12 protein-coding genes are annotated in these 15,120 nt (G+C 71.1%); 9 read left to right on the forward strand and 3 right to left on the reverse strand.

The window, feature by feature from the left end; translation table 11 throughout:
* Positions 1 to 27: 27 nt before the first annotated feature.
* Entirely contained in the window at positions 28 to 942 is a 915-nt protein-coding gene (locus tag ACZ5GP_RS00645; protein WP_468748663.1) for a helix-turn-helix domain-containing protein, read from the reverse strand.
* A gap of 90 nt (positions 943 to 1,032) precedes the next feature.
* Positions 1,033 to 1,275 carry a DUF397 domain-containing protein gene (locus ACZ5GP_RS00650; protein WP_468748664.1) on the reverse strand — a complete coding sequence of 81 codons (243 nt, stop codon included), beginning with the start codon at positions 1,273 to 1,275 and terminating at the stop codon, positions 1,033 to 1,035.
* 194 nt (positions 1,276 to 1,469) lie between these two features.
* Between ACZ5GP_RS00650 and ACZ5GP_RS00655 the strand changes: the two genes are divergently transcribed.
* Positions 1,470 to 1,868: a DUF6415 family natural product biosynthesis protein gene (locus ACZ5GP_RS00655; protein WP_468748665.1), complete on the forward strand. Its 399-nt coding sequence runs from the start codon at positions 1,470 to 1,472 to the stop codon at positions 1,866 to 1,868.
* Positions 1,869 to 2,167: 299 nt separating this feature from the next.
* On the opposite strand, the gene ACZ5GP_RS00660 is transcribed toward ACZ5GP_RS00655, so the two are convergent.
* On the reverse strand, positions 2,168 to 5,317 hold the full coding sequence (locus tag ACZ5GP_RS00660; protein WP_468748666.1) for an amidohydrolase family protein: 3,150 nt from the start codon (positions 5,315 to 5,317) through the stop codon (positions 2,168 to 2,170).
* A 480-nt stretch (positions 5,318 to 5,797) separates the two neighbouring features.
* Here ACZ5GP_RS00660 and ACZ5GP_RS00665 point away from each other — a divergent pair, with 480 nt between their 5' ends.
* The 8 genes from ACZ5GP_RS00665 (at position 5,798) to ACZ5GP_RS00700 (ending at position 15,067) form a co-directional block, all read left to right on the forward strand.
* A complete protein-coding gene (locus tag ACZ5GP_RS00665; RefSeq protein ID WP_468748667.1) occupies positions 5,798 to 7,687 on the forward strand; it encodes an FAD/NAD(P)-binding protein in 1,890 nt (629 codons plus the stop codon).
* The gene (locus ACZ5GP_RS00670; protein ID WP_468748668.1) at positions 7,678 to 8,391 is read left to right on the forward strand and encodes a class I SAM-dependent methyltransferase; all 714 of its coding nucleotides are present in this window, start codon (positions 7,678 to 7,680) and stop codon (positions 8,389 to 8,391) included. The genes ACZ5GP_RS00665 and ACZ5GP_RS00670 overlap by 10 nt, the downstream gene beginning before the upstream one ends.
* A 4-nt stretch (positions 8,392 to 8,395) precedes the next feature.
* Positions 8,396 to 9,880 carry a lyase family protein gene (locus tag ACZ5GP_RS00675; protein WP_468748669.1) on the forward strand — a complete coding sequence of 495 codons (1,485 nt, stop codon included), beginning with the start codon at positions 8,396 to 8,398 and terminating at the stop codon, positions 9,878 to 9,880.
* 28 nt (positions 9,881 to 9,908) lie between these two features.
* Complete coding sequence (locus ACZ5GP_RS00680) at positions 9,909 to 10,838, forward strand: GHMP family kinase ATP-binding protein (protein WP_468748670.1); 930 nt, start codon at positions 9,909 to 9,911, stop codon at positions 10,836 to 10,838.
* Positions 10,828 to 13,128, forward strand: a complete 2,301-nt coding sequence (locus tag ACZ5GP_RS00685; protein WP_468748671.1) for a pyridoxal-phosphate dependent enzyme — start codon at positions 10,828 to 10,830, stop codon at positions 13,126 to 13,128. The genes ACZ5GP_RS00680 and ACZ5GP_RS00685 overlap by 11 nt, the downstream gene beginning before the upstream one ends.
* Positions 13,128 to 13,892, forward strand: coding sequence for an AzlC family ABC transporter permease (locus ACZ5GP_RS00690; protein WP_468748672.1), 765 nt, complete (start codon positions 13,128 to 13,130; stop codon positions 13,890 to 13,892). The genes ACZ5GP_RS00685 and ACZ5GP_RS00690 overlap by 1 nt, the downstream gene beginning before the upstream one ends.
* Positions 13,892 to 14,191 (forward strand): AzlD domain-containing protein, encoded by a 300-nt coding sequence (locus ACZ5GP_RS00695; protein WP_468748673.1) that lies wholly within the window; start codon positions 13,892 to 13,894, stop codon positions 14,189 to 14,191. The genes ACZ5GP_RS00690 and ACZ5GP_RS00695 overlap by 1 nt, the downstream gene beginning before the upstream one ends.
* Positions 14,192 to 14,323: 132 nt before the next feature.
* Positions 14,324 to 15,067, forward strand: coding sequence for an alanyl-tRNA editing protein (locus tag ACZ5GP_RS00700; RefSeq protein WP_358578380.1), 744 nt, complete (start codon positions 14,324 to 14,326; stop codon positions 15,065 to 15,067).
* The last annotated feature ends 53 nt before the right edge of the window (positions 15,068 to 15,120 follow it).

The raw sequence follows: 15,120 nt of genomic DNA on the forward strand, positions 1-15,120 counted from the left end.
TCTCTCACACGCCTGTTGCCGCGTCCTTCACGCGTTCTCCGCCGCCTTGATCAGGTCTTCCAGCATGGCCTGGGAGTCGCGCGGGGACGCGGCCTGAGCGCTGAGCTGGTCGGTGACGGCGAGATAATGGTCGACGTCGTCGCGCTTGTCCAAGTAGAGCGCGCTGGTGAGCTGTTCCAGGTAGACGATGTCGGGCAGGTCCGGCTCCAGGAAGCGCAGGATCGTGATCGGTCCGCCCGCCGCCGCGTGTCCGCCGAGGCTGAACGGGGCGATCTGCACGGTGACGTTGGGCAGCCGCGCCATCTCCAGCAGGTGCCGCAGCTGGGCCGCCATGGCGCCGGAGCCGCCGAGCGGGCGCCGCAGACATGCCTCGTCGAGCACCGCCCACAGCCGGGGCGGACGGGGTGCGGTGAGCAGTGCCTGCCGCCGCATACGCAACTCCACCCGGAGTTCGATCTCCGCCTCGGACGCTTGCGGGTTGCCGAGCCGGCACACCGCACGCGCGTACTCCGCCGTCTGCAACAGACCGGGGATGAACTGCACCTCGTAGGTGCGGATGACGGAGGCCGCTTCCTCCAGCCCGATGAGTGTCTCGAACCAGCCGGGCAGTACGTCATTGTAGCGATGCCACCACCCGGGCGTGCTGGTCCCGCGGGCCAACGACAGGAACTCGGCGCGCTGCTTGTCGTCCGTGACGCGGTAGAGCGTCAGGAGGTCGACCACGTCGCGTTCCTTGCAGCCGACGCGGCCGAGTTCCAGGCGGCAGATCTTGGCGTGTGAGCCCCGGATGGCGTCCGCGGCGGCTTCCCGGCTGACGCCGGCGGCCTCCCTCAGCCGGCGGAGCTGCGTGCCGAGAACTATCCGCAGAACTGTCGGGCCGCCCCGGGGGTGCTCGATGTGACGGCGCGGGGGCGGGACACGCCCCGGCTGCGCGGCTGCCATGCTGGCTCCCGTGTTGGTCGGATGAGCACTCAGTTTCCCACCGCCACCACCGTCCGTACAGTGATGGTGACTATCCGGCCGACATATGCGTCAAGCAGGCCCGGCCAGGTCGTCGAAGTCGCCGTCCTTCGCGCCTTGGACGAAGGCCGCGATCTCCGCCCGGGTGTAGAGCAATGCCGGCCCGTCCGTATGCCGGGAGTTGCGGACCGCCACCTCGCCGTCGGCAAGAACGGCCAGCTCAACGCAGTTTCCGTTGGGGTTGCTACGGCGGCTCTTACGCCACACCGCGCCTTCGAGGGCGCTGGCGCGTATGCCGTTGGACGGTGCGTTCACCTGATCTTCTCCTTGCTGGGTGATCGGCCTCGGCCCGGAACGACCCCCTCCCTCGCCGTGGCGCGAATCGGCCGCCACGCGACCGTTATTGCCGATGCAATTGCAGATGTACTTGCAGCAGAAGGGGGCCGACGGCATATTAGCTCTTCCGAACTGCGCGGCCCAGACCCCGAAATGCCTGCGGGAAGATTGCGATGACCCCACACTCGGCACCGACCGTGCCTGACGTCTTCCATGAAGCATCGCCACTCGACCGGGAGCCGTACTTGTCGCTCGTCCAGGCCGTGCTGGCCTGGTCCGCGCCCCAGGCGGCGCCCGCGCCCCGTGACTGCGAGCAGATCACGCTGCTGCTGGCGGACCATGCCCGCGTCCTCGCCCAGGACCTGCGGCAGCGCTGCACGCGCCTGCCGAAGAGCGGCGCCCCGCGGACCCTGACCGAGACCCTGCTCGGCGAAGCCGAGCGGCGCCTGTCCCCACGGCGCCGGACCACGGTGGCCGGGGCGCAGAATCTCGCCCGTCTCGTACGCGCCCTCTACGAACGCCTGGACCACCTTCCGGCCCACCTCGGCCGCGCCGCCGAGGCCGCCGGGTAGCCCGCCCGTCCGCCGGAGGGCTCCGACACGCAGTCCGGTCCACGGGCGGACCCGCACCAGCCACGGCGACAGCACCGACGAGGGACGGTACAGGAGACAGATGTTCAGCACGCCGGCAGTCAAGCGCAGTTACGAGGCCTACACCGAGCACGTGCGGCGCTGTTCGCACTGCCACCGCAACGTACGCTGTGCTGCCGGCGCGGCTCTGGTGCGCGCCTACTTGCGTGAGACCAAGCTGGATCTGATCCGGTAGAAGCTCCGGCCACATCTCCTCAGAGCCCTGTTCATGGGCACCCCCGTCACTCGCAGCACCCGTCTCTGCGCATCTGCTCCCCCACCGCCCTCCAGTCCGTGGCGCCCGGCGCCTGATCCCTCGGCGCCTTCGTCTTCTTGTACGGCGCCGCCAGCCCGGCGCGATCATGGAGCCGGCCGCCGACCAGGACCTGGCTGACCCGTACGAGTGCGGCGAAGTCGGTGAACGGGTCGCCGTCGACGATCGTGAGGTCGCCCAGCTTCCCCACTGTCACCGAGCCCAGGTCCCGTTCGGCGCCGAAGACCCGCGCGGGCGCCGCGGTCACGCTCAGCAGGGCTTCGGTCGGGCTGAAACCGTGGGCCACCAGCTCACGCAGGGACAGATGCAGATGGAGGCCGACCGGGGTCAGCGGGGTGTCCGTGCCGATGGCCATCAGACCACCCTCCTTCACCACCGTTCGGTAGGACGCCAACTCCCGCCGAAGGATAAGCCGTTCCGCGTCCGAGGGGACCTGGGCCGCCTGCGCGCGGATGGTGGCCAGATCCCAGGGCGGCATCATCTCGCTCACGCGGGGGTCGTCGACCAGGTCCGGGTGGTCGTGGATCGTCGGGAGGGCGCTGAACGGCGTCGCCACCAGGTGGAAGCGGCCGTGGGTGTAGTTCTCCCTGGTGTCCTGGTGGGTGCGGTTCCCCGGGGTGGCACCGTGCCCGTACTCGGTCCGTTCCGTGGCGGACAGATGGGTCGTCAGATCCTGTCCGCTCTGCACCCCTTGGGAGCACAGGTGGGAGCCGGAGCGCACCCCGAGCCGGTCATGGCCGAAGCGGGCCGCGGCCGCCATGTACGCGAACGGCGCCCGGACGTACGTCTTCACGAAGTCCCAGTCCAGCGCGGCCCCTCGGGCGAAGGAGCGGCGCAAGCCTTCGGGGGTGCGGTGCGCGCGGCCCATGGAGTACGCGACGCGCGGCCCGTCGAGCAGTTCGCCGGTGGTGAGCAGACGCGGTCCGGCGAGCCTTCCGGCGATGACGTCCTCCCTCAACCGGGCCTGTTCGTAGGAGAATCCGGCGAGCGAGACGGTGGTGGTGACGCCGTACGCGAGTTCCAGCGCGGACTGGCGGGCTCCGTAGGTGTACTGCCAGGGGTGGGTGTGCGCGTCCCAGAGCCCGGGCAGGACCGTACGGTCCGACGCGTCGACGACGCGGGTGGCGCGGCGGCCGGCGCGGTGCGGTTCGACGGCGGTGACGCGGCCGTCACGGATGAGGATGTCGATGTCCTCGCGGGGCCTGGAGCCGGTGCCGTCCCAGAGCTGTCCGGCGTGCACAAGGGTGTCGACGGGCGTGGCGCGCCGATAGCTGACGCGCACGGGCACGGTGCGTCCGCCGCTCCCGTCGATCGGAGTCAACTTCACCTTGCCGTCCGCGAGATGGAGCAGGGATGTGGAGTCGGCGGACCATGAGGGGTGGTCGGCGCCCTCGTCGCCGAGGCGGCGGGGTTCGCCGTGCGGGGTGCCGTCGGGACGCACGGGCAGCACCCAGAGGGCGGACTCGCTGACGCAGGCGAACCACTTGCCGTCCGGTGACCAGGCGGGCCCCGACGCGTACCGGTCGGAGAGCGAGGCGAAGGGGGCCGGCGGGTGGAGCCGAAAGGCTCCGGTCGTGACGTCGACGACCCTGATGAGGTTGTAGCCCTCGCGGAAGCGGAGGTTGAGGCGGTTGCGGTCGCAGTACGCCACGTACCGCCCGTCCGGGGACCAGCTGGGCGGCCCCGGCAGCCCGCCGCCGCCCATCGGCGCGGCGAGCACCTTCTCCGTACCGCTGCCGAGGTCGCGTACGAGCAGATTGCCGGCCATGTCGAGGCAGGCGAGCCGGGTTCCGTCCGGGGAGAGCGCGCCGTGGACGCGGCCGCCGGGCGCGAGGACGGTGTCCTTGCCGGTGGCGAGGTCGTGGCGGCGCACGGCATTGAGCCCGTCGCGGTCGTCCACGTACAGCAGCGAGCGCCCGTCCCGGCTCCAGGTGGGCCCCTGCACATAGGAACCGACCGGCGCCCTGACGACTTTTCGGGGCTTTCCGCTGCTCGAAATCGGCTGGATCCAGAGGGTGTTCAGCGAAACGAAGGCGAAGGAGCGTCCGTCGGGGGCGAGGGCCGGCTGCTGGATGCCGCGCACCTTTCGGGTGCCGCGCGGCTCGAAGTCGTACTTCTTGACGCGGTAGGAGGGCCGCTCGACGGGAAGTGTCGCGTCGAACGGCAGCACGTGCCCGCTGCCGCCCGTTCGGGTGCGCACGATCCGGAACTGTCCGTCGACGGTGAGCAGGACCCGCTCCTCGTCGAGCCAGCGGGGCGGGGCGACGGCGATCTCCCCGTCGACGGGGACCGGTTTCCCGTCCACGACCAGGTTGACCTGCTCGAACTTCCCGACCAGCTGCACGGTGCGCAGCCAGGCGCTGCGGCCCGCGGGCGAGAAGACCGGGACCTGGAGGTTGCCCGGCTCACTCTCGGCGTGCCAGACGGTGACGGGCCCGCCGTCCGCGGGCACGGCGGCCAGCGTCCTGGACCTGAGCACCGTCTGGTCGAGTCTCCCCCGCACGAAGACGATCCGGCTGCCGTCGGCGGACCAGGTGGGGTCGAAGTCCTCGTACGGCACATCCTGTCCGGGCCCCGACTGCCCTTTCAAGCCGGTGAGTTGGGTCAGTTTTCCGCCGCGCGGATCGACGGTCCAGATGCGGTACGGGCTGCCCTTGACGGGGTCGCCGCCGCGCTCGGAGGAGAACACGATCCTCGAGCCGTCCGGGGACCAGGCGGGGCCCCGGTCGTCCCAGGGCCCTTCGGTCAACCGCCGCAGTCCCGTCCCGTCCACGGCCATGACCCAGATGTGGAACTGGCCGCCCTTGAAGCAGGCCATGGCCACCTGGCGGCCGTCGGGCGAGACGGCGGGGCGGGTGGGTTCGAGGTCGGGCGGGGTGAGGGCGGTGGCGGGTCTGCCGTCGTCGGCGAACGACCAGAGGACGTTCTGCACCTCGGCGAGGAAGTGCTTGCGGGCCGGGGCGGCGGCGCCGTTGGTGGTGGCGGTGAAGTGCAACCGGACGGTCCCTCCCGCGGCGTCCTGGGGGGTGGTGGCCGCGACGGCCGCCGGGGCGGCGGGCACGGCCACTCCCGCGATCGCCGTGCCCGCGGCGCTCTGGAGGAAATGTCTGCGTGGCATCGATGGCAACGTTGCTCCCGGGGTCTCGTGTGGTGCGTTACTGCCCACTGGCGCGGGGACACGTCGGGAGGGTAGGGGGAGCGCCACGAACGGCGGAACCCGCGCGCCGCCCCTGGGCCCCCTCGGCCCGGGTATGGCCGGATTCTTCTGCGGGTGGGTGACCGGAGGAAGACCCGTGCATTCCGCGATGACCTCGCGGAAGAGACCGCTGGGTCCTGCCGGAGCGGGGTGGGGAGCCACTCTGGCCGAATCCGAGTACTTGCTTTCGGCGGGCAGGACCGGAAGTATCCGCTGACTGTGTCGGCTTTACGGTGACGGCATAGATCATTTACCGGCCGAGGGCGCCGAATGCGCCTAAGTTCGATCGCGTCATTGAACGCCGTCGAGGCCGGTGTGTACGGTGGGGCAACCAGGTTCTCGATATTCGGTTACTTCTCGGTATTCCAGATTACGGGGGTTTGAGTGGCGGCCGAGTTAAGGGTGTGCATTGTCGGATTGGGGTCCCGAGGGTGCAGTGTCTTGGAACGGATCGTCGCTCTGGCGCAGAATTCCACCTCCCTCTCCGCCGTGTGTGTGGACGTCGTCGATCCCGTCTCCTCGGGACAGGGGCTGCACGCGACCGACCAGCCTGACTATCTCCTCCTCAATACTCTCTGCGGCGAGATATCCATGTTCCCCGGGGAAGAGTCCGTGGGCGCGGAGACCGGCAAGGACGGTCCGGGGCTGTACGAGTGGGTCACGGAGCGCGGCCTGAGACTGGGCCCGGACGGCCGTACGGTGAGCACGACGGGCCGCGCCATCGCGCCGGACGACTTCCTGCCCCGCCGCGTGCTCGGCGAGTACCTGCGGTGGTTCTTCGAGCGGACCTGCCGCCTGGCCCCTGACAACGTACGCATACGACTGCACCGTTCCGCGGCGGTCGACCTGGAACCGGGTGAGGGGACCGACACCACGAGGATCACTCTCGCGGACGGGACGCTCATCGAGACGGACTTCGCGTTTCTCACCCTCGGCCATGTCGGCAATGAACGGCCGGGAAAGTTGCGGGGAAATGCGGGGACCGTACTGCGCCGCGTGACCGATCCTTATCCGCTGCCGGAGAGCGTGGCGGCCGTGGAACCGGGCAGTTCGGTGGCTGTCGCCGGATTCGGCCTTTCGGCCATGGACACGGTCGCCGCGTTGACGGTCGGGCGAGGCGGAACATTCTCACGGGAATCCGGCCGGGTCCGCTATCTGGCCGGTGGAACAGAGCCTCGCATTGTGCTGTACTCCCGGTCCGGTATGCCTTTCCGGGTGCGTCCCAGGCGCCCGGAGATGACCAGCCGCTTCCAGCCCGTCGCCCTCACCCGTGAGGTCGTGGCGTCGCTGCGCTCGGAGGGCCCGCTGGACTTCGACGAGCGGCTCCAGCCGCTGCTGATGAGCGAGATGCGGATCGCCTACCACCGCTGCCGGACCCTGGTCGAGGAGGGGTCCGCCGCCGAGGAGGCGGTGGCCGCCGACCTCGTTCAGGCGACCGCTTCGGGCAAACTGACCGCGGCGCTCGACCTGCTCGACCAAGTGCACGGCGCATTCGACCCCACCGCCCTCTGGGACCCCTCCGCGACCATGGACCGGCGGGACAGCGCCTCGTACCAGCGCTGGCTCACCGACACCGTGCGCGACGATCTCGCCGAGGCCGACAAGGGGCTGACCCTCAGTCCGGTCAAGGCGGCCCTGGAAGCCGTCCGCGAGGTACGTGACATCCTGCGCGACGCGGTCAACTTCCGTGGCCTGACCGGCTCTTCACTCGAAGAGTTCCTGTGCCGCACGGTGCCGTTGATGAACCGCGCGGTGGTCGGCCCCCAGAAGGACCGTTACGCCGAACTCCTCGCGCTCGCCGACGCCGGAATCGTCCGCTTCCCCCTGGGGCCGGCCCCTCTCGTGGCCCCGGGACAAGGCGAGGACACCGGCCGCTGGACCCTCGCCTCGACCCGCCTCGAAGACCCGCACCACGAGAGCGTGGACTGGCTGTGCGCGGGCAACGCGCCCTGGCCCGCCCTGGCCGCATCGGCGAGCCCGCTGGTGCGCTCGCTGCACCGGCGCCGCGTGCTCAGCCCGCTCCTGCCCGGCAGCGACCGGGTCGCCACCGCCGACGTCGACGAGGCACTGCACCCCGTGGGCCCGGACGGCACAAGCCACCGGCGGCTCTGGCTGATCGGCCCGCTGACCGAGGGGGCCACGTTCTACAACCACCTCATCCCGACCCCGGGTTACTCCCGGGCCTTCGTTGACGCCCATCGCTGCGTCACGGACATGTTCGGCCAGTTCACCCGAGAACAGCGTGCGGCCAACCCCGTACGCCCCGCGTCCAAGGAGACATCGTGCCTGTGAATTCCGCGTCCGCCGCCGACGAGCTGGCCAAGGGGCAGTGGAACGACGCCTATCGCCTCGACGGGCACGCCAACCTCTGGGGCGACCCGCCGGTTCCCTACGTGGTGAACGCCGCCAAGCTCTTCGCCGATCACTCGGCCTTCGTCGTCCTCGACCTGCCCTGCGGCGACGGGCGCAACCTGCCGCCGCTGGCACAGGCCGCCACGGTGGTGCTCGGCGGCGACACCTCCCTCAACGCCATGGGCATCGCCCGTACGGTCGTCGCCAAGGCCGCCGCCGACAACGTCGTCTTCCACGAGACCGACGTCTTCGCCACCGGGCTGCCTGACGACTCCGTCGACGGCATCTTCTGCTGGGACCTGCTGGGACACCTCACCGAACCGGAGAAGGCGCTGCAGGAGCTGCACCGTATCTGCCGGCCCGGCGGCCACATCGTGGCCAACATGTGGACCATGGGGGACTGCCAGGTCGCCGACCCCGGCATGGTCGCCATCGGCCCCAAGGAGTACCGCGACCACGCCGACTTCTACTGCAAGTTCTACGACCGCCCCGACCTGGACGCCTACCTCGCCGCGTGCGGGCTGAGCGACGAGGTGAGCGCGGTGGAGCAACTGCGCTGGATGGAGCCCCCGCACGCCGGGTACCGCCCCTACTTCCACGAGCACGAGAGCCTCGCCTTCACCCTCCGCAAGAGGAGCCGGTAGTCCCTTGGACACACCACTCACCGGACGGATCGCTTCCGGGCCCCACCGGCTGCTCCACGACGAGGTGCTCGCCCCGCAGTTCGCCTTCGAGGTCGAACACCTCCTGCCGTGGTACGTGGCCATCGAGAAGGTCCTCGCCGTCGAGTACCGGCGCATGGGCATCCTCACGCCGGACCAGGCCCGCCGCATCGGCGTGGCCCTCCAGGGGGTGAGCGCCGACACGCTCACCGCCGACCCCGAGCGCAACATGTCCGACATCGCCTTCGCCATCGAGCGCCAGGTGGACACCCACCTGGCCTCCCCGGTCCCCGTCTGGCACGTGGACCGCAGCCGCAACGACCTCCAGGCCTGCGCGCAGGTCATGTTCGCCCGCCACCAACTGGCCCTGACCGCGCGGTCCCTGCTGACCTTCGGGCAGGCCGTGCACCGGGTGGCCGAGCAGCACACCGAGACGGTGATGCCCGGCTACACCCACGGCCAGGCGGCCCAGATCATCACCGCCGGCTACTACCTGGCGGCCCTGTCCGAAGAGGTGGTGGCAGCCTCCCGGCGGCTGCTGGCGACCTACGACGAGATCAACCGCTGCCCGCTGGGAGCCGGCGCGATGGCGGGCCAGGAGCTGGACTGGGACCGGGAGGGCGCCGCCGAACTGCTCGGCTTCGAGGGGCCGCAGCCGCACGCCCTGGTCTCGGTGGCCTCACGGGGCTGGGCACTGCGGATCACCGGCGAACTCTGCCAGTTCGGCACGGTGTTGAGCCGCTTCACCACCGACCTCATCGCCTGGGGCGGCAGTGAGTACGGCTTCATCGACCTGCCCGACGCCTACGCGGGCATCTCCTCCGCGATGCCGCAGAAGAAGAACTTTCCCCTCCTCGAACGCATCCGGGGCAGGACCGGGCACCTGACGGCGTTCCACGTCGACGCCCTCACCGGGCAGCGGAACACGGCGTACTCGAATTCGGTCGAGGTGTCCAAGGAGGCGGGCTCCCACATCCTGCCCGCCTTCCTGACCGCACGCTCCACCCTGGCCCTGGCCACCGCCGTCATGGAGCAACTGCGCTTCCGCACCGACCGGATGTCCGCGGCCTGCGCCCGCGACTACTACGGCGGCTTCACCCTGGCCAACCGGCTGACACTCGACGAGGGGGTGCCCTGGCGCACGGCGCAGGTGGTGGCGGGCGCGTACATCCTCGCCGCGCTCGAACAGGGGGCGGCACCCCAGGACCTCCGCCCCGACCTGCTCCAGCGGGTCGCCAAGGAGCACGGCCATGAACTGAGCGCACCCGAACAGGCGCTCGCGCAGGCGTTCGACGTCCCCGCGAGCATCCGGCACAAGCGCTCCTCCGGTTCGACCCGGCCCGCCGCGGTCCGCGAACTCCTCGCGGCCCAGGCGGACTTCTGGCGGGACACGGCAACGGCATGGGACACGAGGCAAGGGCGCGTACAGGACTCCATGACCGAGACGGACCGCCGGCTGGGCATCGCCTGAGCACGGTGGACGGGGGGAGGGCACAGCAGTGTTGAAAGACGCGGGCTTCGGCGCCGCCAACGGGACCTTCGGCGAGCTGCTCCAGGGGATGCTGCCGGACGCGCAGCGCTTCTTGGTGACCTTTCCCCTCGACACCTGGTCGACCGCCGTCTTCAGGCCGGCCGCGGGAGGCGGCGGCGTCTCGGTGCACCCACCGGGCAAGGTCAAGTCGCGGCTGCTGGCCACCCGCATGCTGCGCGCCTACGGGCATGACGTCGGCGGCACCCTCGAACTGAGCGGCGGTCTCGCGGAGGGCAAGGGCCTCGCCAGTTCCTCGGCGGACCTGGTCGCCACCGCGCGGGCCGTCGCCGACGCCCTCGACGTGGACCTGGACGAGGAGACGACGGAGGAGTTCCTGCGCGGCATCGAACCGTCCGACGGCGTCATGTACGCCGGGATCGTCAGCTACCACCACCGTGAAGTGCGCCTGCGGGAGCGCCTCGGCTTCCTCCCGCCGCTGACCGTGATCGCCCACGACGCGGGCGGCATGGTCGACACGGTCCGCTTCAACCGTGCGGCGCCGACGCCCGACCGGCGTACACGACACAGGTACGCGTCCCTGCTCGACGGGCTGTCCGCGGCGATCCGCTCCCGCGACCTGCCCACCGTGGGACGGATCACGACCCTCGGCGCCAAACTGCACCTGGGGCCCCAGCCCGACTTCCGCTTCGACCGCATGCGGAAGATCTGCCGTGAGGTCGGCGGCCTCGGCCTGGTGATCGCGCACAGCGGCACCTACCTCGGCATCCTGCTCGGCGAGTCCCGCGACGAGGACCCGGCGCGCATCGAGCGGGCCCGCGCCTGGTGCGCCGAACTGCCGGGCACCGTCAGTGTCTTCCGCTCGCTGGGCGCGGACGCGACCGCACCCTCATCCGCCCTGCACCCCGCCGGCCACGCTGGAGACGAACATGCTCTTTGAGAGCGTCACGGACGCCATAGGACACACCCCGCTGGTTCGGGCCGCCGTCAACGCGGCGGACGGCGTGCAGGTGTACTTCAAGCTGGAGTTCCAGAACCTGTACGGGATGAAGGACCGCGTCGCCCGCAACATCATCATGCGGGCCCGCGAGCGCGGCGTCCTCACCGAGGGCGCGCCCATCATCGAAAGCTCCTCCGGCACCATGGCCCTGGGCGTCGCCCTGGTCGGCGCGTCGCTGGGACACCACGTCCACATCGTCACCGACCCCCGGATCGACCGGATCACCCTGGCCAAGCTCCGCGCCCTCGGCTGCGAGGTGCACATCGTGAAGGCGATGACGGGCGGCGGCTGGCAGAGTGCCCGACTCGAACTCCTGCACCAGCTGCGTGCCGACCTTCCCGGCGCGTTCTGGCCCGACCAGTACGAGAACCCCGACAACCCCGCCGCGTACCGCGCGCTGGCCGCCGAACTGCGCCAGGACCTGGGCGACTTCGACGTCCTCGTCGGGTCCGTGGGCAGCGGCGGGTCGCTCTGCGGCACAGCACGGGCGCTGGCCAGGACGATGCCCGGTCTCAAGGTGGTCGGCGTGGACAGCGTCGGGAGCGTCCTGTTCGGCCAGCCCGACCGGCCGGGGCGGCGGCAGAGCGGGCTCGGCAACAGCCTGCTGCCCGGTAATCTCGACCGGCGGCTCATCCACGAGGTGCACTGGCTCAACGACCGGGAGGCACTCACCGCCACCCGTGAACTCGCCCGGGAACAACAGATCTTCGCGGGCAACACCTCGGGCTCCGTCTACCACATCGTGCGGCACGTCGCCGCGCACGCCGAGCCCGGCACCCGGATCGTGGGCATCCTCCCGGACCGCGGCGACCGGTACGTCGACACCATCTACGACGACGAGTACTGGGCCGCGCAGGAACTCGACGCGCTGCCCAGGTCGTCGTCCCCCGCACCGATCTCGGCGCGGGCCGGGGACGTCAGCGAGACCTGGTCCCGCGCCGCGGACATCGAACGCTCGGACGACAGGCAGCGGTTGCTGTTCATCGAGTCGAACACCACGGGCACCGGGATGCTCGCCCTCGAACTCGCCCAGGAGTTCGCCCTGCGCCCCACCCTGCTCACCAACGACCCCGCGCGGTACCGGGGCCTGCCGGACACCGGCGCCGAGGTGATCACCTGCGACACCAACTCCCTGGCCGAGCTGCGGCGCACGATCCTGCGGGAGTTCCGCCGGGAGCAGATCGCCGGGATCACCACCACGAGCGACTTCTACCTCTCCCCCACCGCCGAGGTCGCCGACTGGCTGGGGCTGCCCGGCAGTCCGGCCGACGCGGTGGCCGTCTGCCGGGACAAGTCCCGCACCAGGCGGCGGCTGGCCGACGCGGGCATCCGCCAGCCCCGCTTCGCCGTGGTGACCGCCGGCGAACAGCTGGAGAGGGCGGTCACCGAGGCCGTGGCCCGCACCGGTCTGCCCTGTGTCGTGAAGCCCGTCGACGACAGCGGTTCGAACCATGTGCTGCTCTGTACGCAGGTGTCGCAGGCCCTTTCCCAGGCCCGGGCCGTCCTGGCCGAGGAGAGGAACGTACGCGGCCAGCGCACCGCGGGTGCCGTACTGGTGGAGGAGTACCTCGACGGGCCCGAGTTCAGCGTCGAGACCATCGGCCGGCACGGCGAGACCCACTGCCTGGGCATCGTGGAGAAGCACCTCGCCGGCCCCCCGTACTTCGTCGAACGCGGCCATGTCTTCCCCGCCCCGCTCCCCCGGGCCACGGCGGAGCACCTGACCGGTGCCGCTCTGCGCGCCCTGGAGGCGGTCGGTCTCACCGACGGCGCCGCGCACACCGAGATACGGCTCACCGCCGATGGGCCCGTCGTGATCGAGATCAACGCGCGTCCCGCGGGCGGCATGATCCCCGAACTGGTCCGGCTGACGACCGGGCTGCGGATGCAGGAGCAGCAGCTGCGGATCGCTCTCGGGCGGGAGCCGCACCCCGTGCCCGAACCGGACGGCGTCGCGGCGATCCAGTTCCTTCTCACGGACAAGTCCGGCGTTCTGGCCCGGGTGGACGGAGTCGAGGCGGCACGGGCGGTCGAGGGCGTCCAGCAGGTGACGGTGACCGCCTCGCCGGAACAGCGGGTGGGGCCCGCGCGCAACGCCTACCATCGGCTGGGGTTCGTGATCGCCCGGGCCGAGACCGCCGAGGAGGCCGTGGCGGCTTGTGCGAAGGCGCAGACCGAACTCGAAGTGGTGGTGGAGGCCCCGAGCGCGGTGCAGGACAGGGATACGTGATGCTGGTGAGCAACACCGAGGTCGACTCCCCAGGGGAGACCGAAGCCGACTGGCCCCGGCAGCGGAGCGCGCTGCTGCGGGACTCGGTCGGCGTCGGGCTGGCGGTCGGCGCCCTCGGGCTCTCGTTCGGCGCGCTCGCGGTGACGGCCGGGTTCACCGTCGCGCAGTCCTGCGTACTGTCGCTGCTGATGTTCTCCGGAGCGTCGCAGTTCGCGGTGATCGGGGTCCTGGGCGCGGGCGGCAGCGCACTCACCGGCGCCGCCACGGCGACGCTGCTCGGGGTGCGCAACAGTCTGTACGGGTTGTCGCTGTCCCGGCTGCTGCGGGTCCGGGGGGCGCGACGGGTGCTCGCCGCGCACCTGGTCCTCGACGAGAGCGCCGGCATGGCGATGGGCCGGCCGACGGAGCGCGCGTCGCGGCTGGCGTTCTACGGCACGGGCGTGGCGGTCTTCGTCTTCTGGAACCTGGCCACCCTCGCGGGGGCGATCGGTGCCGAGGCGCTGCCCGACCCGGCGGTCCTCGGCCTCGACGTGGCGTCGCCGGCCGCGTTCATCGCGCTCCTGATGCCCCGGCTGCGGGGGCCGCGCCTGTGGGCGGTGGCCGTGGGCGCGGCGGTGACGGCCGTCGCCACCACGCTCGTCCTGCCCGCCGGGGTGCCGGTGCTGGTGGCGGGGCTGGTCGCGTGCGTCACGGGGCTGCTGATGAGGCGGCGCCGCGCGGATGCGGCGGAGACGGGTGCCGGCGAGCAGGGGCGTGAGAACTGATGTGGACCGCGATCGTCCTCGGGGTGGCCGGGGTGTACCTCCTCAAGCTCGCCGGACTGTACGTACCGGCTTCGGTCCTGGAGAGGCGGCAGGTTCAGGCGATCTCCGCACTGCTTCCCGTGGGGCTGCTCGCCGCTCTCGTCGCGGTGCAGACCTTCACCACCGACCAGCGTCTCGTACTGGACGCCCGTGCGCTCGGCTTCGGTGTCGCCTTCGTCGCGGCCCTGCTGCGGGCGCCTTTCCTGCTGGTGGTGGCGTTGGGTGCGGGGAGCGCCGCGCTCGTCAGGCTCTGGTGGTGACCTGCGAGGCGTAACCACGGCGGGGTCTTCTCGGTATGCAGCGTGCGCATCTCGCGCAGGTGGATCAGCACAGGAGCACGGAAAGGAGAGGGGGGCGGGCTCGCGCGACGGGCGCCGCGCCTCCGATCATCGATGGGGATCAGTCATCACGGCCGCACACATCGTCTGGACTGGGAAGACGCCACACTCAGGGAATGGGAGTGCACCGTCCTGTGGTCCGACCCGGCCGATCCGGAAGCGGGGGTCGTCCTGGACCGCTCCGCGTTCTACCCGGGCGGCGGGGGCCAGCCGCCGGACCACGGCGTACTGATCTGGCAGGGCGTCCAGACCCGCGTCGTCGGCACCCGCAAGGGCGACGACCTCTACCTGCTGCCCGCCCCCGGAGATCCCGTGCCCCCGGTGGGCACCCAGGTCACCGGCGCGCTCGACGACGGACGCAGGAGCTCTCTCATGCGGACGCACTCGGGCCTTCATGTGCTCTGCGGCACCGTGTTCCGGGACTTCGGAGCGCTGGTGACCGGCGGCAACATGCAGCCCGGCGAGGCCCGGATGGACTTCAACCTGCCCGAGGTGCCGCCCGGCTTCAAGCAGAGCCTGGAGGACGCGGTGAACGCGGAGATCGAGGCCGACCGGCAGATCGTGGTCCGGGTCCTGTCCAGGGATGAGGCGCAGGTGATCCCGGATCTGGTCCGCACCCAGTTCGTGGCGCCGCCGGACCTGCCGGAGGTCCGCGTGGTCGACGTGGTCGGCCTGGACGTCCAGGCCGACGGCGGCACCCATGTGGCGTCCACCCGTCAGGTGGGGCACGTCACCGTCACCAAGGTGGAGAGCAAGGGCCGCCAGAACCGTAGGGTGCGGATTCGGCTCGACGCTTGAGGGGGCGGGGGGGGCTCGGGAGCGGCCCGTGCGGGCGGGCGGCTGTGTCCCGG

It is taken from the genome of Streptomyces sp. NPDC031466, assembly GCF_055581265.1.

What these genes read in the sequence shown, in the direction of transcription:
- ACZ5GP_RS00645 (WP_468748663.1), bottom strand. Translation starts at nt 942, where the DNA reads ATGGCAGCCGCGCAGCCGGGGCGTGTCCCGCCCCCGCGCCGTCACATC.
- ACZ5GP_RS00685 (WP_468748671.1), top strand. Translation starts at nt 10,828, where the DNA reads ATGCTCTTTGAGAGCGTCACGGACGCCATAGGACACACCCCGCTGGTT.
- ACZ5GP_RS00695 (WP_468748673.1), top strand. Translation starts at nt 13,892, where the DNA reads ATGTGGACCGCGATCGTCCTCGGGGTGGCCGGGGTGTACCTCCTCAAG.
- ACZ5GP_RS00655 (WP_468748665.1), top strand. Translation starts at nt 1,470, where the DNA reads ATGACCCCACACTCGGCACCGACCGTGCCTGACGTCTTCCATGAAGCA.
- ACZ5GP_RS00690 (WP_468748672.1), top strand. Translation starts at nt 13,128, where the DNA reads ATGCTGGTGAGCAACACCGAGGTCGACTCCCCAGGGGAGACCGAAGCC.
- ACZ5GP_RS00660 (WP_468748666.1), bottom strand. Translation starts at nt 5,317, where the DNA reads ATGCCACGCAGACATTTCCTCCAGAGCGCCGCGGGCACGGCGATCGCG.
- ACZ5GP_RS00700 (WP_358578380.1), top strand. Translation starts at nt 14,324, where the DNA reads ATGGGGATCAGTCATCACGGCCGCACACATCGTCTGGACTGGGAAGAC.